The organism is Mesorhizobium sp. M7A.F.Ca.US.006.04.2.1, from assembly GCF_004022915.1.
Taxonomy (GTDB): Bacteria; Pseudomonadota; Alphaproteobacteria; order Rhizobiales; family Rhizobiaceae; genus Mesorhizobium; species Mesorhizobium ciceri.
In genome coordinates, this window is the sequence record NZ_RZQA01000014.1 from 1 (window position 1) to 21,664 (window position 21,664).

Consider the following 21,664-nt stretch of genomic DNA (forward strand, 5'->3'; position numbering starts at 1 on the left):
CGCAGAAACTGCTGCCGATCGTCTTTGGCCACAATGATCTGTTGCCGGCCAACATTCTCGACGACGGCAACAGGCTGTGGCTGATCGACTTCGAATATGCCGGCTTCAACACGGCGATGTTCGACCTCGCAGGCGCCGCCTCCAACGCCGGCATGAGCGACGAGGAATCCTTCGCCTTTCTGACCGCCTATTTCATGAAAGAACCGGACGAAGCGATCCGCCGTTCGCACGCGGCCATGCAATGCGCCTCGCTGCTGCGCGAGGCGATGTGGAGCATGGTGTCCGAGCTCTATCTCGACGCGCCCGGTATCGACTACGTCGCCTACACCGAGGAAAACCTCGCCCGGCTCGACACGGCGCTGGAAAACTACAGAACGAAGTACGGGATGCAGAAATCATGACATTGCCGACCCAGGCCGCCATCGTCGTCATCGGCGGTGGCATCATCGGCTGTTCGACGGCTTATCATCTGGCGCGCGACCACAAAGCCGATGTCGTTCTGCTCGAACAAGGCAAGCTGACCTCGGGCTCGACCTGGCATGCCGCCGGCCTTGTCGGCCAGTTGCGCTCGTCGGCTTCGATCACCCGCGTGCTGAAATACTCCGTCGACCTCTACAAGGGCCTCGAGGCCGAGACCGGCCTTGCCACCGGCTGGAAGATGACCGGCTGCCTCAGGCTCGCCACCAATGCCGACCGCTGGACCGAGTACAAAAGGCTGGCGACGACGGCGAAAAGCTTCGGCATGGACATGCAATTGCTGTCGCCGGCGGAAGTCAAGGCAATGTGGCCGCTCATGGAAACCGGCGATCTTGTCGGCGCCTCCTGGCTGCCGACCGATGGCCAGGCGAGCCCCTCCGACATCACGCAGTCGCTGGCCAAGGGCGCGCGCATGCATGGCGCCAAACTGTTCGAGGATGTCCGCGTCATCGGCTTCGAAATGAAGGACGGCCGCATCACGGCGGTGAAGACCAACAAGGGCGACATTGCTTGTGACAAGGTGGTCAACTGCGCCGGCCAGTGGGCGCGGCAGGTCGGCGCCATGGCCGGCATCAACGTGCCGCTGCAGCCGGTGAAGCACCAGTACATCATCACCGAGAAGATCGACGGACTGGCGACCGACGCGCCGACCATCCGCGACCCGGACCGGCGCACCTATTTCAAGGAAGAGGTCGGCGGGCTGGTGATGGGCGGCTATGAGCCGAACCCGCAGGCCTGGGCTACTGGTCTCCCCGGCGGCGACGTCCCCAATGATTGGGAATTCAGGCTGTTCGACGATGATTACGACCATTTCGAGCAGCACATGAGCCAAGCGATCGCGCGCGTGCCGGCACTGGAAACCGTCGGCGTCAAGCAGATGATCAACGGGCCGGAGAGTTTTACGCCGGACGGCAATTTCATTCTCGGCACAGCGCCCGAATGCGCCAACATGTTTGTCGGCGCCGGCTTCAACGCCTTCGGCATCGCCTCGGGCGGCGGCGCCGGCTGGGTGCTGGCGCAGTGGGTGGTCGATGGCGAAGCACCGCTCGACCTGTGGGTGGTCGACATCAGGCGCTTTGCTAATTTGCACCGTGACCGTCAGTGGGTCTGCGACCGCACGCTGGAGGCCTATGGCAAACACTATACGATCGGCTTTCCGCATGAGGAGTATGCCAGCGGGAGGCCGCGCATCGTCTCGCCGCTCTACGACAGGCTGAAACAGCAAAATGCCGTGTTCGGCTCGAAGCTCGGCTGGGAACGGCCTAACTGGTTCGCGCCCGAAGGCGTCGAGCCGCAGGACATCTATTCGATGGGCCGGCAGAACTGGTTTGTGGCGGTCGGCGACGAACACCGGCATGTGCGCGAAAAAGTCGGCATCTTCGATCAATCCTCCTTCGCCAAATACGAGCTGAGCGGGCCCGATGCGCTGAAGGCGCTGGACTGGGTCTGCGCCAACGACGTCAGCAAGCCGGTCGGCCGGCTGACCTACACGCAGCTTCTCAACACACGCGGTGGCATCGAGGCCGATCTGACGGTGGCGCGGCTGGCCGAAGAGAAGTTCTACATCGTCACCGGCACAGGCTTCCGCACGCATGATTCCTCGTGGATCGGCGATCATATCGGCGAAGGGCTCGATGCCAGGCTTGTCGATGTCACCGAGGATTTCGGCACGCTGTCGCTGATGGGTCCTCGGGCGCGCGACGTGCTTTCGGCCGTGACCGAAGCCGACGTCTCAAACGTGAGCTTCCCATTCGGCCATGTGCGTGAGATTGCCATCGCCGGCCACACAATTCGGGCGCTGCGCGTCACCTATGTCGGCGAGCTGGGCTGGGAACTGCACGTGCCGATCGCGGCCACCGGCGAAGTCTTCGACGCGCTGATGGCGGCAGGCAAAAAGCACGACATCCGCCCGATCGGCTATCGGGCACTGGAATCGCTGCGGCTGGAAAAGGGCTATCGTGCCTGGGGCTCCGACATCACGCCCAACGACACGCCGCAGGAAGCCGGACTCGGCTGGGCGGTCAAGCTGCGCAAGAACACGGATTTCATCGGACGGCGCGCGCTGGAGAAGACCAGCGGCACGGCAATGAAGAAACGCTTTGCCGGCTTCACGGTCGACGACCCCGAGATCGTGCTGCTCGGCCGCGAAACCATCCTGCGCAATGGCGAGCCTGTCGGTTATCTCACCAGCGGCGGTTATGGCTATACGCTGGGCAAGACCATCGGCTACGGCTACGTGCGCAACGCCGACGGGGTCAGCGACGATTTTCTCGCCTCGGGCGACTACGAACTGGTGGTTGCGATGGAGAGGACGCCGGCCAAGATCCACCTCGAGCCGATGTACGACCCGGCAGGCGCGAGGGTCAAAGCGTAGGTCAGGTCACGCGCAGTGCGAGGCCGCGGCTGGGCACGGTGTCGGCTTCGCCGGGCATCGAGACATAAGGGCGCGTTTCCTCGACGCGGGTGACGAGGCCCTGCGCCTCGAGCTCAGCGACGCGCGTGGCGAAGCCCTGATCCCACAGCGAGTTCTTGACCGTCAGCACGATGATGCCGCCCGGCCGGCATATGCGGATCAGTTCGTCCAGCCCCTCGACGCCGACATGACCTGATGTGAAGACGCCGGCCGAGATCACTCCGGCATAGGCATCATCGGCAAAGGGCAGATGACCGCCCAGCGCCAGGCAATGGAGCGCGGAATAGACACCCTTGCGGGCCGCCTGATCCAGCATGCCTTGTGAAATATCGAGTGCCTCGACTTGCGGGTAACCGGCAATATCAAGCCATTCGCCGATGAGACCGGTGCCGGCCCCGGCATCGAGCAGCGGTGCTGAACCGCGCGGCAGATGGCGGGTCAGCAGCGCAAGGCAGATCGTCGGATGGCGATAGCCGGCGGCCGACATGTCGGCGTCGTAGGTCTGCGACCAACGATCATAAAGTGCGGCGACCTCTTCGGGCCGCTTTGCCGCGTAGGCCGCGCCAAGCGCGCCCTGATGTTTGCTGTCCGCCACTTTGATCCAGTCCGCCAATTTTTGATCTCGCAGTGATGATAGCCAAAGCGCGAAAATTGTGGAACCGTTGCCGCGACAAATAACAGTGTGTGGGGGCGCAGGCATGATTACAGACGAGGCGCGTGCGGCACTGGACGCCATTCCCATGCTGGCCGGCTACAGCGGGCCGCTGGAACGGCTGGGCGGCCTCACCAATCTCGTCTTCAAGGCCGGCGACTTCTGCCTGCGCATTCCTGGCAAGGGCACCGAGGAATACATCAACCGGGCCAACGAAGCGGTGGCCGCACGCGAAGCGGCAAAAGCAGGGGTCAGTCCCGAGGTGCTGCATGTCGATGCCGGCACCGGGTTGATGGTGACACGCTACATCGCCGGCGCCGAAACCATGTCGGAGGAGAAATTCAAGGTTCGGCCGGGCAGTCCAGCCCGCGCCGGCGAGGCCTTTCGCAAGCTGCACAATTCAGGCGCGGTGTTTCCCTTCCGCTTCGAGCTGTTTGCGATGATCGACGACTATCTCAAGGTGCTGTCCACCAAGGAGATCGCCTTGCCCGCCGGCTATCATGACGTGGTGCGCGACGCCGAGAGCGTGCGGTCGGCGCTGGCCGCCCATCCGCTGCCTCTCGTCGCCTGTCATTGCGATCCGCTGTGCGAAAACTTCCTCGACACCGGCGAGCGGATGTGGATCGTCGACTGGGAATATTCGGGCATGAACGACCCGCTCTGGGACCTTGGCGACCTCTCCGTGGAAGGTAAATTCGATCTGGCGCAAGACGAAGAGATGATGCGCGCCTATTTCGGCGGCGAGGCGAGGCCGGCGGAGCGCGGCCGCATCGTCATCTACAAGGCGATGTGCGACCTGTTGTGGACGCTGTGGGGGCTGATCCAGCTCGCCAACAACAACCCGGTCGATGATTTTCGCGCCTATGCCGACGGGCGGTTCGCGCGCTGCAAGGCGCTGATGGAGACGTCCGAGTTTTCACGGCATCTGGCGGCGATCCGCCGGGGGTGAGCCTGGACTAATTCACGCCCTTCGGCACGTTTTCGGGCGGCACCGTGGTCTCGACCACTTTCTGGCGGTGGAAGATGAACAGGCCGGCGAGAACGACAATGCCCGAGCCGATCAGGATGCGCGGACCGGGAACGTCGCCGAAGAACACCAGTCCGAACACCACCGCCCACAGCAGCAGCGTGTAATGCAGCGGCGCCAGCGTTGAGGCCGGCGCCAGCTTGAGCGCCCTGGTGATCATCAGATGGGCGCCGCAGGAGACGATGCCGAGCAGCAGCATGGCGCCGAGATCGAGCGCCGACGGCGTCTGCCAGGCGCCGATGCTCAGCACGCCGCCGACCAGCAGTGTGCCGATGGTCTGCCATGTCACCAGATTGGTGTCGCTGGTGCCACGCAGGCGGCGGTTGAGGATGATGGCGAAGGCGAAGGAGATACTGCCCACCAGCGCAAAGCCTGATGACAGCGAGAACGCCGCCGAGGACGGTTTCAGCATGATCAGCACACCGCAGAAGCCGAGCAGGATCGCCATCCAGCGGCGCCAGCCGACCTTTTCGCCAAGCAAGAGGTGCGAGAGTGCCGCGACGTAGATCGGCCCCGCCATGTAGAAACTCATCACATCGGCCAGCGGCAGATAGACCACGGCGGCATAGAAGAGCGCGGTGTCGAGCGTGGTCATCACCACCCGCAGCAGCTGCAGCTCCAGGCGTTCCATGCGAAACAGCTTGGCCGGGCCCTGGTTGGCGATCATCGGGCCGAGCACGAAGAAGGCGCCGATGGAGCGGATCAGCACCACCTGGCCGACGGAGAAGCTGGCGACCAGCCATTTGCCCATGGCGTCGTTCAGCGCAAACAGGAAATCGCCGGCCAGCATCAGCAGAATGCCGGCCAAAAGCACATTCCTGATCGTCGAATTCTGCGCCACGGGCTGCGTCATGCCGATCCCGATTCCTCCCTGGTAGCCGCGTCGTAGACGGAAGTGGCTGCCTTGACGAGGAGAATTCGGGCAATGGGTAAGACCAGCGCCGGGAATCGGCTGTATCTAGCTGGATATGTGCCGCCGGTTCACCATTCCCGGCCTTCCGCCGATGGACAGCCTGGTTTCCTGCTTCGTCCGCTCCGCCACCACCTTGCCCCTGGCGATGACGCACAGGCGCTCGGCGCGCAGCCGCAGGGCTTCGACCGGATTGCCGGCATCGAGGACGACCAGGCTGGCGCGCTTGCCGACCGCCAGGCCGAGATGATCGAGGCCCATGATCGCGGCATTGACGTTGGTGACCATGTCGAAGCAGCGCGCCATCTCTGCCGGGCTCGACATCTGAGCGACGTGCAGACCCATGAAGGCGACATCGAGCATGTCGGCGGTGCCCAGCGAATACCAGGGATCGAGCACGCAATCCTGGCCCCAACCGACGCGAATGCCGAGCGCCAGCATCTCCTTGACCCGGGTAAGGCCGCGGCGCTTCGGGAAGGTGTCGTGGCGGCCCTGCAGCATGATGTTGATCAGCGGATTGGGAATGACCGAGACGCCGGCCTCGGCGATCAGCGGCAGCAGCTTCGAGACGTAGTAATTGTCCATCGAATGCATCGAGGTGAGGTGCGAACCGGCGACCTTGCCCTGCAGACCAAGACGCTGCGTTTCATAGGCCAACTGCTCGATATGGCGCGACAGCGGATCATCGGTCTCGTCGCAATGCAGGTCGACCATCAGGCCGCGGCTGGCCGCGATCTCGCACAGCTCCGTTACCGAGCGCGTGCCGTCGGCCATGGTGCGCTCGAAATGCGGGATGCCGCCGACGATGTCGACGCCCATGTCGAGCGCGCGGATGGTGTTTTCACGCGCCGATGGAGAGCGATAAAACCCGTCCTGCGGGAAGGCGACCAATTGCAGATCGATGTAGGGAGCGACCGTCTTCTTGACCTCGAGCAGCGCCTCGACCGCCAGCAGGCGGTCATCGCAGACATCGACATGGGTGCGGATGGCGAGCAGGCCCATCGACACCGCCCAGTCGCAATAGGCCAGCGCGCGATCACGCACCGCCTCATGCGTCAAAAGCGGCTTCAACTCGCCCCACAGCGAAATGCCTTCGAGCAGCGTACCCGACGCGTTGATGCGCGGAATGCCGTAGGAGAGCGTCGCGTCCATGTGGAAATGCGGATCGACGAAGGGCGGCGAGACCAGATTGCCATGGGCGTCGACCTTCGTCCGCGCGGAACCCTGGAGAACGGGCTCGATCGCCGCGATCGTCTCACCGTTGATGCCGATGTCGGCAACCCTGCCATCAGGCAGTGTGCCGCCGCGAACGATAAGGTCGAAATCCATCCGTCGTCATCCCGTCAAAAGAATCATCTGATATAGCCGAGGCTGAAAATCGCATCCCGTCGATGCCGCTTGCAACAGCGATTTGTCCGCGGCGGCCGCGGATGGTTTCATCCGGCCGCAACTCCCTCTATAAGCCGCCTTCGTTGTCCCGGTTTCAAGGATCCGCCGTTTGTTTCGTTTCTTCCGCTCGACGGAAAACCAGCGCCTCGTCGCGAGGTTGATCCGGGAATCCTTTTATCAGCACAGGTTTGGCTACGGCGCCGCGATCTTGTCGATGCTTGTGGTGGCCGCCACGACCGGCGCCAGCGCCTGGATTCTCAAAGAGATCACCGACGAATTCGTAGTCTTCAAGCGGATTGACCGGGTCAACCTGATTGCGGGCGGGGTCGCCACGATCTTCATCCTCAAGGGCCTCGCCAACTTCATTCAGGCCTATTTCATGAGCCGTGTCGGCAACGCCATCATCGCCGACCGCCAGCGCAAGATCTACGACCGCATCCTGGCGCAAGGCATCGAATTCTACCATTCGACCTCGTCGTCCGACCTGATCACACGCATGACCAACAATGCGCAGGCGGCACGCAACGTGCTCGACCTCGTTGTCACGTCCTATGTGCGCGATCTGTTGTCGCTGGTCGTCCTGGTAGGAGTCATGGTCTGGCAGCAGCCAGCCTTGTCTATAATCTGCTTCGTCGTCGGCCCCTTGGCTATCTACGGGGTCAACCGCATCCTGAAACGTGTTCGCAAGTTCGCCGCGATGGAGTTTCGCTCGGTCGGCCAGATCGTGCAGGTGATGCAGGAAACGGCAATCGGCGTGCGCGTCGTCAAATCCTTCAACCTCGAAGGCGCGATGCGCAACCGCATGTACAAGGCCGTGTCGGACGTCGAGAACCGGGCCAATAACATCGCGACGCTGGAGGCTGCGACAAGCCCGGTGATGGAGACGCTGGCCGGGCTGGCAATTGCCGGGGCCATCTTCGTCAGCGGCTTCCTGGTCTTGCAGGGCGGCCAGATGCCGGGAAACATCATGGCCTTCATCGGGGCACTCCTGTTTGCCTATGAGCCGGCAAAGCGCCTTGCACGCGTGCGTATATCGCTGGAAAGCGGCATTGTCGGCGTGCGTATGATGTTCGAGCTCGCCGACCAGCCGCTCACTCTGGTCGAGAAGCCGGACGCGAAGCCGCTTCTGGCCGGACCGGGCGAGATCCGGTTCGACGCCGTCGACTTCGCTTATCAGAAAGGGCCGCCGGTGCTGGACAGGTTCGATCTGACGCTTGCGCCCGGCAAGATGACGGCGCTGGTCGGGCCTTCCGGCGGCGGCAAGTCGACGATTCTAAACCTGATCATGCGCATGTATGATCCGCAGAGCGGCAGGGTGCTGTTCGACGGTCAGGATATTTCCCATGCGACGCTCGCATCGCTGCGGGAAAAGATCGCCTATGTCAGCCAGGATACGTTCCTGTTTGCCGGCACCATCATGCACAACATCCGGCTTGGGCGCGAGGGTGCGACCGACGATGAGGTGATCGCCGCCGCCAAGGCGGCCAACGCGCATGACTTCATCAGCGCGCAGGCGAAAGGCTACGAGACGGATGTCGGCGAGAATGGCGGCCTACTGTCGGGCGGCCAGCGCCAACGGATCTCGATCGCACGCGCCATGCTGCGCAATGCGGAGATCCTGCTGCTGGACGAAGCGACCAGTGCGCTCGACGCCGAATCGGAAGCGCTGTTCCGCGACGCGCTGCAGCAATTGACGGAAGGCCGCACGACGATCGTCATCGCGCACCGTCTGTCGACCGTGCACCAGGCCGACACAATCGTGGTGCTCGAAGCCGGCAAGGTGGTGGAAAGCGGCCCGCACAAGACCTTGCTCAAGCAGGGCGGGCTTTACCAGAAGCTCTATGAGTATCAGTTGATGCCGTGATGGTGTTCCGGATATTGGAGCCAGCCCCCTCATCCGGCCCTTCGGGCCACCTTCTCCCCGAGGGGAGAAGAGATCGTCAGGGCCGGCGCCAGCCTCTTCTCCCCAGCGGGGAGAAGGTGGCCGCGTAGCGGCCGGATGAGGGGGCCTGGGCGCGAACCTTATTCCGGCACAAACCTCACCGCGCCCTTGGCCGCGCTGGTGGCCATGGCGGCATAGGCGCGCAAGGCGGTCGTCACCTTGCGCTTGCGCTTTTCCTCCGGCTTCCAGGCCATGGCGCCCTTGGCTTCCATCGCCGCCCGTCGCGCAACGAGTTCCGCCTCATCGACAGCCAGGCGGATGCTGCGGTTCGGGATGTCGATCTCGATCGTATCGCCCTCCTGCACCAGTCCGATCAAACCGCCTTCGGCAGCTTCCGGCGACGCATGGCCGATCGACAGGCCCGAGGTGCCGCCGGAGAAGCGGCCGTCAGTGACCAGAGCGCAGGCCTTGCCGAGGCCCTTCGACTTCAGATAGCTTGTCGGGTAGAGCATTTCCTGCATGCCGGGGCCGCCGCGCGGTCCTTCATAGCGGATGACGACGACATCGCCGGCCTTGATCTCATTGGACAGGATCGCCTTGACGCTGGAATCCTGGCTTTCGAACACGCGGGCCGGGCCGGTGAATTTCAGGATCGATTCATCGACGCCCGCCGTCTTCACGATGCAGCCGTCGAGCGCCAGATTGCCCTTCAGCACGGCAAGGCCGCCATCCTTGGAAAAGGGATGTTCGGTCGAGCGGATAACGCCTTTCTCGCGGTCGAGATCGAGCTCGTCCCAGCGGCGCTCCTGGCTGAAGGCGACCTGTGTCGGCACGCCGCCAGGGGCGGCGAGGAAGAAATCGCGCACGCTCTGGCTGGTCGTGCGGGAAATATCCCAATGGTCGAGCGCTTCGCCCAGGGTTGACGTATGCACCGTCGGCAGGTCGCGGTTGAGCAGGCCGGCATTGTCGAGCTGGCCGAGGATGGCCATGATGCCGCCGGCGCGGTGGACGTCTTCCATGTGGACGTCGGACTTGGCGGGCGCCACCTTGCACAGCACCGGCACCTTGCGCGACAGCGCGTCGATGTCGTCCTGATCGAAATCGATCTCGCCCTCATGCGCCGCAGCCAGGATATGCAACACGGTGTTGGTCGAACCGCCCATGGCGATGTCGAGCGTCATGGCGTTCTCGAAAGCGCCCTTCGAGGCGATGTTGCGCGGCAGTGCGGTTTCGTCGTCCTGCTCGTAATAGCGCTGGGCGAGATCGACGATCAGGTGGCCGGCCTCGACGAACAGACGCTTGCGGTCGGCATGCGTCGCCAATGTCGAGCCGTTGCCGGGCAGCGACAGGCCAAGCGCCTCGGTCAAACAATTCATCGAATTGGCGGTGAACATGCCCGAGCAGGAGCCGCAGGTCGGGCAGGCCGAGCGCTCGATGACCTTGACGTCCTCATCGGAGATCTTGTCGTCGGCGGCCGCGACCATGGCATCGACCAGGTCGAGCGCCTGCGTCTTGCCGGCGAGCACCACCTTGCCGGCTTCCATCGGACCGCCGGAGACGAAGACGGTCGGGATGTTGAGGCGCAACGAGGCCATCAGCATGCCGGGCGTGATCTTGTCGCAATTGGAGATGCAGACCATGGCGTCGGCGCAATGCGCGTTGACCATGTATTCGACGGAATCGGCGATCAGCTCGCGCGACGGGAGCGAATAGAGCATGCCGTCATGGCCCATGGCGATGCCGTCATCGACGGCGATGGTGTTGAATTCCTTGGCAACGCCGCCGGCCTTTTCGATCTCGCGCGCGACCAATTGGCCGAGATCCTTCAGATGAACATGGCCCGGCACGAACTGGGTGAAGGAGTTGACCACCGCAATGATCGGCTTGCCGAAATCCGAGTCCTTCATGCCGGTGGCGCGCCAGAGGCCGCGAGCGCCGGCCATGTTGCGGCCATGGGTGGTGGTGCGGGAACGATAGGCAGGCATGTTTTTTCCTTGGTGGCTGGCCGCAGCCCAGGGGTTGGCGCGGCGGAGCTGAATTCGGACCGCAGGCGTTATAGACGCGCAAGTATGGTCTGGCCACAATTTTGCAATGCGCCAGATTCTCTCAAAAAAATGCGTGGCACTGTCGGATGGCGCGCTGCATGTCCGTCCTTGGGCAGACGGCAAGGAGATGGCACCATGTTCGGAGTCAGCCGTTTCACAGGAACAGCGACCGAAACAGCACGAGGAGCACGACATGCAAAAGATCACCACCTGCCTGTGGTTCGATGGCCAGGCCGAAGAGGCCATGAATTTCTACGTCTCCATCTTCAAGAATTCGAAGGTGCTGAGCGTGATGCGCTGGCCCAAAGGCCACGCCGATGAAGGCAAAGTGCTGGTGACCACGTTTGAACTCGACGGCGTGCAGTTCCAGGCGCTCAATGGTGGACCGCAGTTCAAGCACAGCGAAGCGATGTCGCAGTCGATCGACTGCAAGACGCAGGAAGAGGTGGATTACTTCTGGGACAAGCTCATCGAAGGTGGCGGCCAACCATCGCAATGCAGTTGGCTGAAGGATAAATTCGGCGTCTCCTGGCAGGTTGTGCCGGAGCAGCTGCCGCGCCTGCTCCTGGATCCGGACCGGGCCAAGGCCGGCCGCGTAATGTCGGCGATGATGCAGATGAGCAAGATCGACATCGCCAAGATAGAGGAAGCTGCCAGAGGATAGTCGAGGGTCGCGCCGCCCCTCATCCGCCCTTCGGGCACCTTCTCCCCGTGAACGGGGAGAAGGAAAAAGCGCGACTTACGCCGCTCTGTCGCGGACCTGATAGTCCTTGATCGTGGCAAACTCGATCGCCTTCCAGCGCTCCGCTTCGTAGTTCAGCGAGAAGGCGTGCTGGGCGAGGAACACCGGGTCGTTGTCGAGGTCGCGGGCGATGTCGCCGCGATGCGCCTCGATGAAACGCAGGACCTCGGCCTTGTCGTCGGCCGAGATCCAGCGGCACACGGAAAAGCGCGACATCTCGAATTCGACCGGCAGGGTGTATTCGAAGTTCAGCCGTTCCTTCAGGACGTCGAGTTGCAGCGCGCCGACGACACCGACGATGGCCGGTGAGCCGTCCTCGGGCGAAAACAGCTGCACGACGCCCTCCTCTGCCATCTGGTGTAGCGCTTCCTTCAGCTTTTTGGCCTTCATCGCGTCGCCGAGGCGGACACGGCGCAGGATTTCCGGGGCAAAATTCGGAACGCCGCGGAACAGGATTTCCTCGCCCTCGGTCAGCGTATCGCCAATACGCAGCGTGCCGTGGTTGGGAATGCCGACGACGTCGCCGGCAAAGGCCTCGTCGGCGGTGACGCGTGTGCGGGCAAAGAAGAACTGCGGCGCCGACAGCGACATCGGTTTTCCCGTGCGTACCAGCTTGGCCTTCATGCCGCGCTCGAGCTTGCCCGAACAGACGCGGACGAAGGCTATGCGGTCGCGGTGGTTGGGATCCATGTTGGCCTGGATCTTGAAGACGAAGGACGTCATCTTCTCTTCGGTCGCCTCGACCTTGCGGGTGTCGGCCTCTTGAGCACGCGGCGGCGGTCCAAAAGCGCCGAGCGCCTCGATCAGGTCGCGCACGCCATAATTGCGCAGCGCCGAGCCGAAATAGACCGGCGTCAGGTGACCCTCGCGGAAGGCTTCTATATCAAGGGGTCTGCATGCTTCCCGCGCCAGCTCCAGCTCCTCGATGAAGGCCTCGCGCTCGTTCTCCGGCAAAAGGCCGGCGACGCGGTTGGAATCGGGACCGTTGACCGGCGTGCGCTCCTTCTCGTCGTCGCCCCTGCGCACGGCGTTCAGCGCCAGATGGTAGGTGCCGGAAAAATTCTTGCCCCGGCCGATCGGCCAGGTGATCGGCGCCGTATCCAGCGCCAGCTTCTGCTCGATCTCATCGAGGATCTCGAACGGATCGCGGCTTTCGCGATCCATCTTGTTGACGAAGGTGATGATCGGGATGTCGCGTAGCCGGCAGACTTCGAAAAGCTTCAGCGTGCGCGGCTCGATGCCCTTGGCGGCATCGATGACCATGACGGCCGAGTCGACCGCCGATAGCGTGCGATAGGTGTCGTCTGCGAAATCCTCGTGGCCGGGCGTGTCGAGCAGGTTGAAGACATTGTCCTCATACTCGAAGGTCATCACCGAAGTGACGACCGAAATGCCGCGCTCACGCTCGATCTTCATCCAGTCCGACCGCGTCTGGATCTTGTCCTTCTTGGCCTTGACCTCGCCGGCAAGCTGGATGGCGCCGCCGAACAGCAGCAGCTTTTCGGTGAGCGTGGTCTTGCCGGCGTCCGGGTGCGCGATGATCGCGAAGGTGCGGCGGCGCGCCACTTCTTCTTCTATTGCTTCGGGCATTCTCTGGGATTTCCGTGTGACAGGCCGGGCTTCTAGCAGCGCAGTCCGGGCCTGTCGACCGGTCCGGCGGCAGGGAAGCCGCCGGAAGCCATGGCTTGCTTCAGGCCAATTCGGCCGTGCGGCTCGCCTGAACGACCTCGGGGAGCCAGCCGGCAATGGTGCCGCCTATCGCGTCGGCATGGTCTTCTTGCAGATAGTGCGCACCGGGTCCGAGATTGATGAACCGGCAGTTCTTCAGCCCGGCGGCGAATTCGCGTGCGGCCTGCGGCGCAATCAGCGCGCCGGGATCGCCCGCAAACAGCAGTTTCGGATAGGTGGAGAGCCGAAGTGCGCGATGATCATGTTCGCTGATGGCGGCAACGTCGGCGGGCTGGCCCTCGATCGGCAATTCCCGAGGCAGGCGCAACACCGGCTTTCGCGATTGCGGTGTCGGGAACGGCGCCCGGTAGACGGCCATCTCCTCATCGCTCAGTGTACGCAGCACCGAGGCCGGCAACACTTTTTCGACGAAGACATTGTCTTCCAGGACCAGCTTCTCGCCGACACCCGGCGTGCGCAGCGCCTTGAACATTTCGCGGGCTTGCGGGCGCTGATGAAAATCCTCCCAGCGCTCGAAGGGTCGGATGAATTCCATGAAGGCAAGGCCGAGCACGCGTTGCGGTCGCCGCGCCGCGAGATGGAAAGCCAGGGCCGTGCCCCAGTCCTGCGCGACCAACACCACTTCCTGGATGTCGAGCACGTCCAGGAAGGCGTCGAGATAGCGGACGTGATCGAAGAAGCGATAATCGATATCGGGCTTGCCGGATTGGCCGTAGCCGATCAGGTCGGGCGCGATGCAGCGACCGAGCGGCGCGACATGCGGGATGATGTTGCGCCAGATGTGGGATGAGGTCGGATTGCCATGCAGGAACAGAACGGTGGGGCCGGACGCTCCCGTCTCGACATAGGACATGGTCGAATCGAGCACGGCGATCTGCGAGCGTCTCGGTGCAGCGACGCCAGCTTGAGAAATGTTGGCTTTCGAACTCATGGGGTCGGCTCCTTTGCAAAAACTGTGCTGAAGATGATTTTCTTGAACCGCTCGAGCGGCGCGGGGCTACGTTCAACCTTCATGCGCAGCATGGCGCCCTGCCAAGACGACAGCAGGAAGTCGGCAAGGTCCTCGGCCTCGAAGGTCTTGGAGATGTCGCCGGCTGCCTGGCCTTCGGCGATGCAGGCGGCGAAGGGCTGGCGCCAGCGTTCGAAGATGTCGACGAGTTGCAGGCGCAGCGGCTCGCTGTGGACCGCGGTCTCGAGGCTGAGATTGCCTATCATGCAGCCGCGTGCCCAATCATGCGCCTCAAGCTTCGAGGTGATGACATCGACGTAGCGCCTCAGCCGGCCGATGGGCGGCGTGCCGTCCTGCGCCAAGGCTTTCTCGACCAACGTGCCGACATAGGCGAAATAGCGGTCCAGCACCTCCCCGGCAAACTCCTCCTTGGAGGCAAAATGGTTGGTGAACGAGCCGGGCCGGGCGTCGGCGGCGGCAACGATGTCGCGCACACCGGCGGCGGTATAGCCGGAATTCCAGATGGTCCGGAACCCGGCGTCAAGGAGGTTTTCGCGGAGTGATTGTCTGGCCATACCGATATAATACGTACGTACGTATTGATGTCAAGCCGAATAATTTGCGTTGCCGATGTTGGCAAGCGGGGGTGGCACTGGAAGAGTGTCCCTCAGGGGGTGGCGAGTTTGAGGAGCGAACATGGCTGCCGTGAAACAAGTGATCGTCATCGGCGCCGGCATCATCGGTGCTTCCATGGCCTGGCACCTGACCAGGGCAGGCGCACAGGTGACGGTTATCGCCGCCGACAGCGCCGCCGGTGGGGTCGCCACGCCGAACTCCTTTGCCTGGATCAATGCCACCTGGGGCAATCCGGAGCCCTATTTCCGGCTGCGCACCCGCGCCATGGCCGAATGGTCGCGGCTGGCGCGGGACGTGCCCGGCCTGCCGCTCAACTGGTGCGGCGGCCTGTGCTGGGATCTATCGGCGGCCGACATGGAAGCCTATACCGCGCAGCATTCGGCCTGGGGCTACGGCATCGAGCGCGTCGACCGCGCCGGCGCGGCCCGTATAGAGCCTAATCTCACCGAACTCCCGGACGTCGCTTTGCATGTCGCCGAAGAGGGCGTTGCCGAGCCGGTCGCGGCAACGAAGGCGCTGCTGGCCGATGCCGAACGACGCGGCGCGCGGATCATCTCCAGCACGGTGACGGCGCTTGTCCAGACAGGCGGCAGGATTTCGGGCGTCGACACATCGCATGGGCTGCTTGCCACCGACGAGGTGTTGATCGCGGCCGGCGTCGGCTCGGCGGGCATTGCCGCCACCGCCGGCATAAATCTGCCGCTCGAGACGCCACCTGGCCTGATCGTCCACTCGCGGCCCTACGAGAAACTGCTGAACGGACTGGTGCTGGCCGAGCGGCTGCATATGCGCCAGACCGCCGAGGGCCGTATCATCGCCGGTTCCGATTTCGGCGGCGCCGACCCCGGCATGGATGCGCAAGCCACCGCCAGCGAACTGTTCGCGGTCCTGAAAGCCAGCCTGCGCGGCGGAGACGGGCTGGCGCTCGATTTCCACACGGTCGGTTACCGGCCGACGCCGATCGACGGTTTTCCGATCATCGGCCGCGCCGAGGGCATGGACGGCGTCTATGTCAGCGTCATGCATTCCGGCATCACGCTGGCGCCGGCCGTCGGCCTGTTTGCCGCTCGCGAAATCCTTGATGGCGAGCGCGATCCGCTGCTCGCGCCTTACGGGTTGGGACGGTTTGCTCAATAACCCGGACGGACGGCAGCGTCGGCCGATGTCTGTATAGGTTAACGCCCTACGGCGCCCCCCTCTGTCCTGCCGGACATCTCCCCCTCGAGTGGGGAGATTGGCAGTTTCGGCGCCTCGCTCAGTCCCGCAAGGTCGGCGATTGGCGAAAGCCGTCGCGACATCCAATCTCCCCCCTTGAGGGGGAGATGTCCGGCAGGACAGAGGGGGGCGCTGGCCCGCGGCGTTGCCGCAATTTGCAACTACCCGGCCAACGCCAGCTTCGCCACGGCCGGAGCAAAAGGCCGAATGTTGATCCCGTCCCTGGTCATGGTGACGAAGCTCGATGGCGGGATCGCCTAGGCGCGATCCGGAAGAGCCGCCGGCTCCTTGGTCGCGTGCGTGCCTCTGTTGTGCGTCCGCTCGTAAAGCTCGCGAACGATTCGGCTGGCGGTAGTTTCAAACAGAAATGGCAAGAAAGCATGAACGAGCGCGGCGCCGGCCGCCATCAACAGGCGCGACGAAAACCAGGCGGCAAAGCCCATGTGGCTGAAATAGGTTTCGCCGACCTTGGCCGGATGAGAGGTGAAAATCCTTGCGACCGACATGCTGGTTCCCCTTCAGCGCTTGAAGTTCCTGATATGAGTATCCTGACATGCTTCGCCGGTTCATCGGTCTCAAAATGTCCTTGTATTTCGGTGATGCATGGGACAAATATCCCACATGGCGCTGGAAATTGACGAAATCGACCGGAAATTGCTCGCCGAGTTGCAACGCGACGGCACGCTGTCGGTCGACCAGTTGTCGGAACGGGTGGCGCTGTCGCGCAATGCCTGCTGGCGCCGGGTGAAGCGGCTGGAGGAGGCCGGTGTCATCACCGGCAGGGTGGCGCTGGTCGATGCCGAAAAGCTCGGGCTTGGCCTTTCCGTCTTCATCCTGATCCGCACGTCCAACCACGATCCGGAGTGGCTGCAGAGATTCCGGGCGGCGGTGACCGGCTTTCCCGAGATCATCGGCGTCTACCGCATGTCCGGCGACCTCGACTACGTTCTGCGCGCCCGCGTCGCCGACGTGAAGGCCTATGACCGGCTCTACCAGCGGCTGATCGCCAAGGTGGCGCTGTCCGACGTCTCCGCCTCCTTCGTGATGGAGGAGATCAAGGAGACGACGGTGGTTCCGATGGAAGTGCGCTAAGGTATGTTGAGATTCAGGTCAGGCCATACTGATGCCTGAAAGAAAGCCGTTGATAGGCTTGCGGGCGAATTGACCGAATCGGCAATCGCGCCGATAGGATCGATTTTATGCGCGCAGCCCTTCAAACTCCCTCCGTCATCGGTCCGACCGTCGGCTTCGTCAGGTTGCCGCATGCTGAAGGACTTCCCCTTCCTGCTTATGAAAGCACCGGTGCTGCCGGCATGGATCTGCGCGCCGCGGTGCCGGACGACCGGCCGCTGCTGATCCTGCCCGGAAAACGCGCTCTGGTGCCGACCGGGCTGATCCTGGAAATTCCCGAAGGCATGGAAGGCCAGGTGCGGCCGCGCTCAGGCCTTGCCTTCAAACATGGGCTGACCGTCCTCAACACGCCCGGCACCATCGACAGCGACTATCGCGGCGAGGTCAAGGTGCTGCTGATCAATCTCGGCGACGAGGACTTTGCCGTGACGCGCGGCATGCGCATCGCCCAGATCGTTTTTGCCGCGGTGACGCAAGCCGCCGTGGAAGAGCGCAACCTGGCCGGCGGCACGGCGCGCGGCGCGGGCGGGTTCGGATCGACCGGCACCGCCTGATGCCTGAACTGCCTAAACTTGTCATCTTCGACTGCGACGGGATCCTGGTCGACACGGAGAACCTGGCCAATCGGCGCCTTGCCGAATGGCTGACCGCTGCCGGCTATCCGACAAGCTTCGAATATTGCCGCAAGAATTTCTCCGGCCGCAGCATGGCGTCGGTGCAGAAAGAGATCGAAGAAAAGACCAGCGTCAGGCTTGGCGCCGATTTTGTCGATCGCTGGAACGCCGGCCTGCCAGACCTGTTCGCCCACGGCGTCGAAGCAATCCCTTATGTCCGCGAATTCGTCGAGGCCGTGCGGTCAGCCGGGATCGCCTATTGCGTCGCCACCTCGGCCCGGGTGTCGAAGATGCACATCACACTTGGCCAGACCGGGCTGTTGCCGCTGTTCGAACACGCGATGTTTTCCTCGACGATGGTCGCGCGCGGCAAGCCGTTTCCGGACCTGTTCCTGCATGCTGCGAAAACCGTGGGCTTTGCACCTGCCGACTGCATCGTCATCGAGGACAGCGTCGCTGGCACGCAGGCCGGCATCGCGGCCGGCATGCGGGTGTTTTCCTATCACGCCGATCCCTATTCCGACCGCGACGGCCTTATCCAGGCCGGCGGCATCCTGTTCGACGACATGCGCGAACTGGCCGGGCTGGTGCCGATCCACTGAGCTGGCTGACGGACTGGACGGGTTGGGAGGCTGTGCTACGTTCCGCGCGCCCGACAGCCTGAGGCGACCATGCCGACGAACCTGCTTCGCTTCATCCTCGCCGTGATGCTGCTGCCATTGCTGTGGACCGCAGCCGGCGCGCAAGACGCCAGCCTTCCGGAGCTCGGCAGCCCACTGCCCGGCCAAAAAGACATCACCTATCTCGACCTCGCCAGGATGATCATTCCAGACCTCGCCGCCGACAAGAATGGCTTTTACAGGGGCGGGCTGCCGATCGCGATGCGCCATATCGAGGGACCCGACAGCGGCGGCTCGCCGCCCGAAACCTCAGGCTTTTCCAATGCCTCCGTGCTTGCCATCAAGGCGGGAGGCAAGGACCGCCTGACCATGCTGTTCGATCTCGGCGATTCCTCAGACAGCGCAGAAGGCTATGCGGTGCTAGCGCTCTACGACATTACGGGCAAACCAAGGCTGCTCGACGCCGCCAATGTCGCCCTCGACCGCAGCACCTATTTCCGCGAACCCGGCAAGCTCGGCATCGGCGCCAATGATGATATCCTCATGATCGAGAGTTCGCATTCCAATTCAAACCAGAACTATATGATCGTCCCGCTGATTATGGTCGCCAGGGACAAGTTGAAGCTGATCGACATCATCTATTTGTTCGACGAGCACGTGTGTGCCTATAGCCGGACGCAGGACGTTGCCTTTAAAGCCTTCGCAGAGGGCCGACGCCATGCGGCGATCAAGGTAACGGTGACCGATGCCACCGTCGTGAACGACGAAAGCTGCGATGACCAGCCGCCCAAACCTGAATCTCACGACATCTCCGTCACCTATCATTGGGACAAGACAACGTCGCACTACGCCAAGGATTCCGACGCGCTGGACAAATTGGCAGGAGAGAACGCCAAACGCTTCTGAACCAATCGCATTCGTTTGCCCGGCCAGATGGAGCAGGATAAAATCCGTTCGGCCACACCGCATATGATGGGGGAACTACCATGGACAAGGGCAAGATCTTTCGCGACCTGCATGCCTCGACCTTCGTCGTGCCCAATCCCTGGGATATCGGCACGACCAAGCTGCTCGGCTCGTTCGGCTTCACGGCGCTGGCGACGACCAGCGCCGGCTTTGCCTTTTCGCGCGGCCTGCCGGACGGCGCGGTGACCTTCGACCAGATGATCCACCATTGCCGCGAAGTGACCGCGGCGACCAGCCTGCCGGTCTCGGCCGACCTCGAGAAAGGCAAGGGCGACAGCGCCGAGCAGGCCGCCGAAACCATCTTCGCGGCGGAAGCTGCCGGCCTTGCCGGCTGCTCGATCGAAGACCACACCGGCGATCCGGACAAGCCGATCTATGATTTTGCGCACGCCGTCGAACGCGTTGCGGCGGCCGTGGAAGCGGCGCGGGCCCTGAAACGCGATTTCGTCTTCACTGCGCGGGCCGAGAATTTCCTCTGGGGCAAGTCCGACCTCGACGACACGATCAAGCGGCTGCAGGCGTTCGAGAAGGCCGGCGCCGACGTACTCTATGCGCCAGGCATCGGCAACGTCGAGATGATCCGCACGCTCTGCTCTGCCGTCAGCAAGCCGGTCAATGTCATGGCGGTACCGGGTTTTACCATCGCCGATCTCGCCATGGCCGGCGTCAAGCGTATCTCGCTCGGGCCGTGGCTGACCAATTTCGCCTACGGCATGCTGGAAACGGCGGCACGCGAAATCCAGCAAGACGGCACCTTCGGCTTCACCCGCGCCGCCATGCCGTTCAGCAAATTGCAGGCCCTCTTCGGCAAATCTTCGGATTAATGGGGCCCGTCGCATGACGCTGACCGTGATCGACATGCATACTGGCGGCGAGCCGCTAAGGATCGTCACCGGCGGCTATCCCGGTATCCCCAAGGGCACGATCCTGGAAAAGCGCGCCTATGTGCGCGACCATCTCGATCATCTCAGGAAAATCCTGATGTTCGAGCCACGCGGCCATTACGACATGTATGGCGCCTTGCTGGTCGAGCCGGACCTGCCCGGCGCCGACCTCGCCGTGCTGTTCATGCACAATGAGGGTTATTCGACGATGTGCGGCCACGCCATCGTCGCGCTCGGCCGCTACGCCATCGATGAAGGGCTGGTGGCGAAACAGGAACCAGTCACGACAGTCAATATCGAGGCGCCGTGCGGGCTGGTCGTCGCCTCGGTCGAGGTCAGGGACGGCAAGGCCGGTGCGGTGTCGTTCGAAAGCGTGCCGGCCTTCCTGTTCGCCGGTGGACAGGCGATCGAATTGGCGGGCCACGGCACGATTGGCTTCGACGTCGCCTATGGCGGCGCCTTCTACGCGCTGGCCGATTGTCACCAATTCGGGCTCGAATTCGGCAGAAGCCGGATGCGCGATTTCGTCGATGCGGCAACGGGGCTGACGGACAGGCTCAAGGCTGAATTTCCGCTGTCGCATCCCGACCACGGCGACCTAGCCTACCTATACGGCACCATCCTGACCGACGGCCGCGACACATTTTCCGGCGAGGTGACCAAAAACATCTGCGTCTTCGCCGAAGCCGAGGTCGATCGCTCGCCAACCGGTTCCGGCGTCACCGCAAGGCTGGCGGCCATGCATGCCAAGGGCGAGATCGCGATCGGACAGACGCGCACATTCGAGAGCATCGCCGGCTCGCGTTTTTCCGGAGCCGTGGCGCGGACGGCGAAGGCTGGACGGCATGAGGCGATCATCGCCCGCGTCGGCGGCCGCGCCTATTATTCCGGGCGGGCCGAATTCATCGTCGAGGCCGATGACGAGCTCGGACGCGGATTTCTGTTGCGCTGAAGAAAATGCCTAGCCGCGTGAGGGGCGAGCCACTTCCCGCACCGAGATCGCCTTGTGCAGATGCACCATCATGGCGGCGGCGAACAGCGGCGTCAGCAGGTTGAGCAACGGCACGGCGAGGAAAGCGGCGATGAGCAGCCCGGCGAGAAACACTGTGCCGGCATAGTGCCTGCGCAAGGCCCTGGCCTCGTCTTCGCCGCGAAAGCGCATGGCGGCGAATTCGAAGAACTCGCGCCCGAGCAGATAGCCGTTGACGATGAAGAAGGCGGCTATGTTGACGCCCGGCACCAAGAGAAGCAGCAGCGCGACGATGTTGCCGAGAATGACGACACCGAGGAATCGCGCCGACAGCACCAGCGAGCGCAGCGCCGGCATGGCGCGGCCGGTCGGATCGCCGGGGTAGTCGGTGCGCTCGACCACTTCGGCGATATCGTCGAGGAACAGGCCGGCGACAACAGCCGTCACCGGCGC

General features: G+C 63.2%; 21 protein-coding genes. 12 read left to right on the forward strand and 9 right to left on the reverse strand.

The genetic code is table 11. The annotated features are described in order from the left end of the window. Positions 1–401: phosphotransferase (locus EN925_RS01765; RefSeq protein ID WP_164894104.1), on the forward strand; the 401-nt coding region annotated here is incomplete at its 5' end. Next, positions 398–2,851, forward strand: coding sequence for an FAD-dependent oxidoreductase (locus EN925_RS01770; RefSeq protein WP_024503363.1), 2,454 nt, complete (start codon positions 398–400; stop codon positions 2,849–2,851). The genes EN925_RS01765 and EN925_RS01770, both read left to right, overlap by 4 nt. Position 2,852: 1 nt before the next feature. Here EN925_RS01770 and EN925_RS01775 read toward each other — a convergent pair whose 3' ends face one another. Continuing rightward, positions 2,853–3,485: a class I SAM-dependent methyltransferase gene (locus tag EN925_RS01775; RefSeq protein ID WP_164753586.1), complete on the reverse strand. Its 633-nt coding sequence runs from the start codon at positions 3,483–3,485 to the stop codon at positions 2,853–2,855. 103 nt (positions 3,486–3,588) lie between these two features. Here EN925_RS01775 and EN925_RS01780 point away from each other — a divergent pair, with 103 nt between their 5' ends. Further along, positions 3,589–4,491, forward strand: coding sequence for a phosphotransferase family protein (locus tag EN925_RS01780; protein ID WP_027161837.1), 903 nt, complete (start codon positions 3,589–3,591; stop codon positions 4,489–4,491). A 7-nt stretch (positions 4,492–4,498) separates the two neighbouring features. On the opposite strand, the gene EN925_RS01785 is transcribed toward EN925_RS01780, so the two are convergent. Beyond that, on the reverse strand, positions 4,499–5,422 hold the full coding sequence (locus EN925_RS01785) for a DMT family transporter (protein ID WP_013528034.1): 924 nt from the start codon (positions 5,420–5,422) through the stop codon (positions 4,499–4,501). A gap of 105 nt (positions 5,423–5,527) precedes the next feature. Beyond that, a complete protein-coding gene (locus EN925_RS01790; protein WP_127368372.1) occupies positions 5,528–6,808 on the reverse strand; it encodes an amidohydrolase family protein in 1,281 nt (426 codons plus the stop codon). A 169-nt stretch (positions 6,809–6,977) separates the two neighbouring features. On the opposite strand from EN925_RS01790, the gene EN925_RS01795 reads away from it, so the two are divergent. Next, positions 6,978–8,732, forward strand: a complete 1,755-nt coding sequence (locus EN925_RS01795) for an ABC transporter ATP-binding protein (RefSeq protein ID WP_027161839.1) — start codon at positions 6,978–6,980, stop codon at positions 8,730–8,732. 158 nt (positions 8,733–8,890) lie between these two features. On the opposite strand, the gene ilvD is transcribed toward EN925_RS01795, so the two are convergent. Beyond that, complete coding sequence (gene ilvD, locus EN925_RS01800; RefSeq protein ID WP_063171117.1) at positions 8,891–10,735, reverse strand: dihydroxy-acid dehydratase; 1,845 nt, start codon at positions 10,733–10,735, stop codon at positions 8,891–8,893. Positions 10,736–10,988: 253 nt separating this feature from the next. Here ilvD and EN925_RS01805 point away from each other — a divergent pair, with 253 nt between their 5' ends. Further along, a complete protein-coding gene (locus EN925_RS01805) occupies positions 10,989–11,459 on the forward strand; it encodes a VOC family protein (protein WP_027163762.1) in 471 nt (156 codons plus the stop codon). 75 nt (positions 11,460–11,534) lie between these two features. Here the strand turns inward: EN925_RS01805 and EN925_RS01810 are convergent, their stop codons facing one another. The 3 genes from EN925_RS01810 to EN925_RS01820 all read right to left on the reverse strand — a co-directional run bounded on the left by EN925_RS01810 (position 11,535) and on the right by EN925_RS01820 (position 14,750). Continuing rightward, on the reverse strand, positions 11,535–13,127 hold the full coding sequence (locus EN925_RS01810; RefSeq protein ID WP_063171116.1) for a peptide chain release factor 3: 1,593 nt from the start codon (positions 13,125–13,127) through the stop codon (positions 11,535–11,537). 100 nt (positions 13,128–13,227) lie between these two features. After that, positions 13,228–14,157 (reverse strand): haloalkane dehalogenase, encoded by a 930-nt coding sequence (locus EN925_RS01815; RefSeq protein ID WP_127368373.1) that lies wholly within the window; start codon positions 14,155–14,157, stop codon positions 13,228–13,230. Further along, entirely contained in the window at positions 14,154–14,750 is a 597-nt protein-coding gene (locus EN925_RS01820) for a TetR/AcrR family transcriptional regulator (RefSeq protein WP_127368374.1), read from the reverse strand. The genes EN925_RS01815 and EN925_RS01820 overlap by 4 nt, the downstream gene beginning before the upstream one ends. A gap of 121 nt (positions 14,751–14,871) precedes the next feature. Here EN925_RS01820 and EN925_RS01825 point away from each other — a divergent pair, with 121 nt between their 5' ends. Beyond that, positions 14,872–15,948: an FAD-binding oxidoreductase gene (locus tag EN925_RS01825; protein ID WP_127368375.1), complete on the forward strand. Its 1,077-nt coding sequence runs from the start codon at positions 14,872–14,874 to the stop codon at positions 15,946–15,948. Between the two features lie 335 nt (positions 15,949–16,283). Here EN925_RS01825 and EN925_RS01840 read toward each other — a convergent pair whose 3' ends face one another. Next, the gene (locus tag EN925_RS01840; RefSeq protein ID WP_063169910.1) at positions 16,284–16,532 is read right to left on the reverse strand and encodes a DUF6356 family protein; all 249 of its coding nucleotides are present in this window, start codon (positions 16,530–16,532) and stop codon (positions 16,284–16,286) included. Positions 16,533–16,647: 115 nt separating this feature from the next. On the opposite strand from EN925_RS01840, the gene EN925_RS01845 reads away from it, so the two are divergent. The 6 genes from EN925_RS01845 (at position 16,648) to EN925_RS01870 (ending at position 21,193) form a co-directional block, all read left to right on the forward strand. Beyond that, the gene (locus tag EN925_RS01845) at positions 16,648–17,118 is read left to right on the forward strand and encodes an Lrp/AsnC family transcriptional regulator (protein ID WP_013528044.1); all 471 of its coding nucleotides are present in this window, start codon (positions 16,648–16,650) and stop codon (positions 17,116–17,118) included. 107 nt (positions 17,119–17,225) lie between these two features. After that, positions 17,226–17,711, forward strand: coding sequence for a dUTP diphosphatase (gene dut / locus EN925_RS01850; protein WP_013528045.1), 486 nt, complete (start codon positions 17,226–17,228; stop codon positions 17,709–17,711). Next, on the forward strand, positions 17,711–18,373 hold the full coding sequence (locus EN925_RS01855) for an HAD family phosphatase (RefSeq protein WP_127369195.1): 663 nt from the start codon (positions 17,711–17,713) through the stop codon (positions 18,371–18,373). The genes dut and EN925_RS01855 overlap by 1 nt, the downstream gene beginning before the upstream one ends. Positions 18,374–18,442: 69 nt before the next feature. Next, positions 18,443–19,297, forward strand: coding sequence for a hypothetical protein (locus tag EN925_RS01860; protein ID WP_127369194.1), 855 nt, complete (start codon positions 18,443–18,445; stop codon positions 19,295–19,297). 80 nt (positions 19,298–19,377) lie between these two features. Then, the gene (locus EN925_RS01865; RefSeq protein WP_024505790.1) at positions 19,378–20,181 is read left to right on the forward strand and encodes an oxaloacetate decarboxylase; all 804 of its coding nucleotides are present in this window, start codon (positions 19,378–19,380) and stop codon (positions 20,179–20,181) included. Between the two features lie 13 nt (positions 20,182–20,194). Then, a complete protein-coding gene (locus tag EN925_RS01870; RefSeq protein WP_064995777.1) occupies positions 20,195–21,193 on the forward strand; it encodes a proline racemase family protein in 999 nt (332 codons plus the stop codon). Between the two features lie 9 nt (positions 21,194–21,202). On the opposite strand, the gene EN925_RS01875 is transcribed toward EN925_RS01870, so the two are convergent. Further along, positions 21,203–21,664 (reverse strand): sulfate transporter family protein (locus EN925_RS01875; RefSeq protein ID WP_128336296.1); only part of this gene is annotated, 462 nt, incomplete at its 5' end.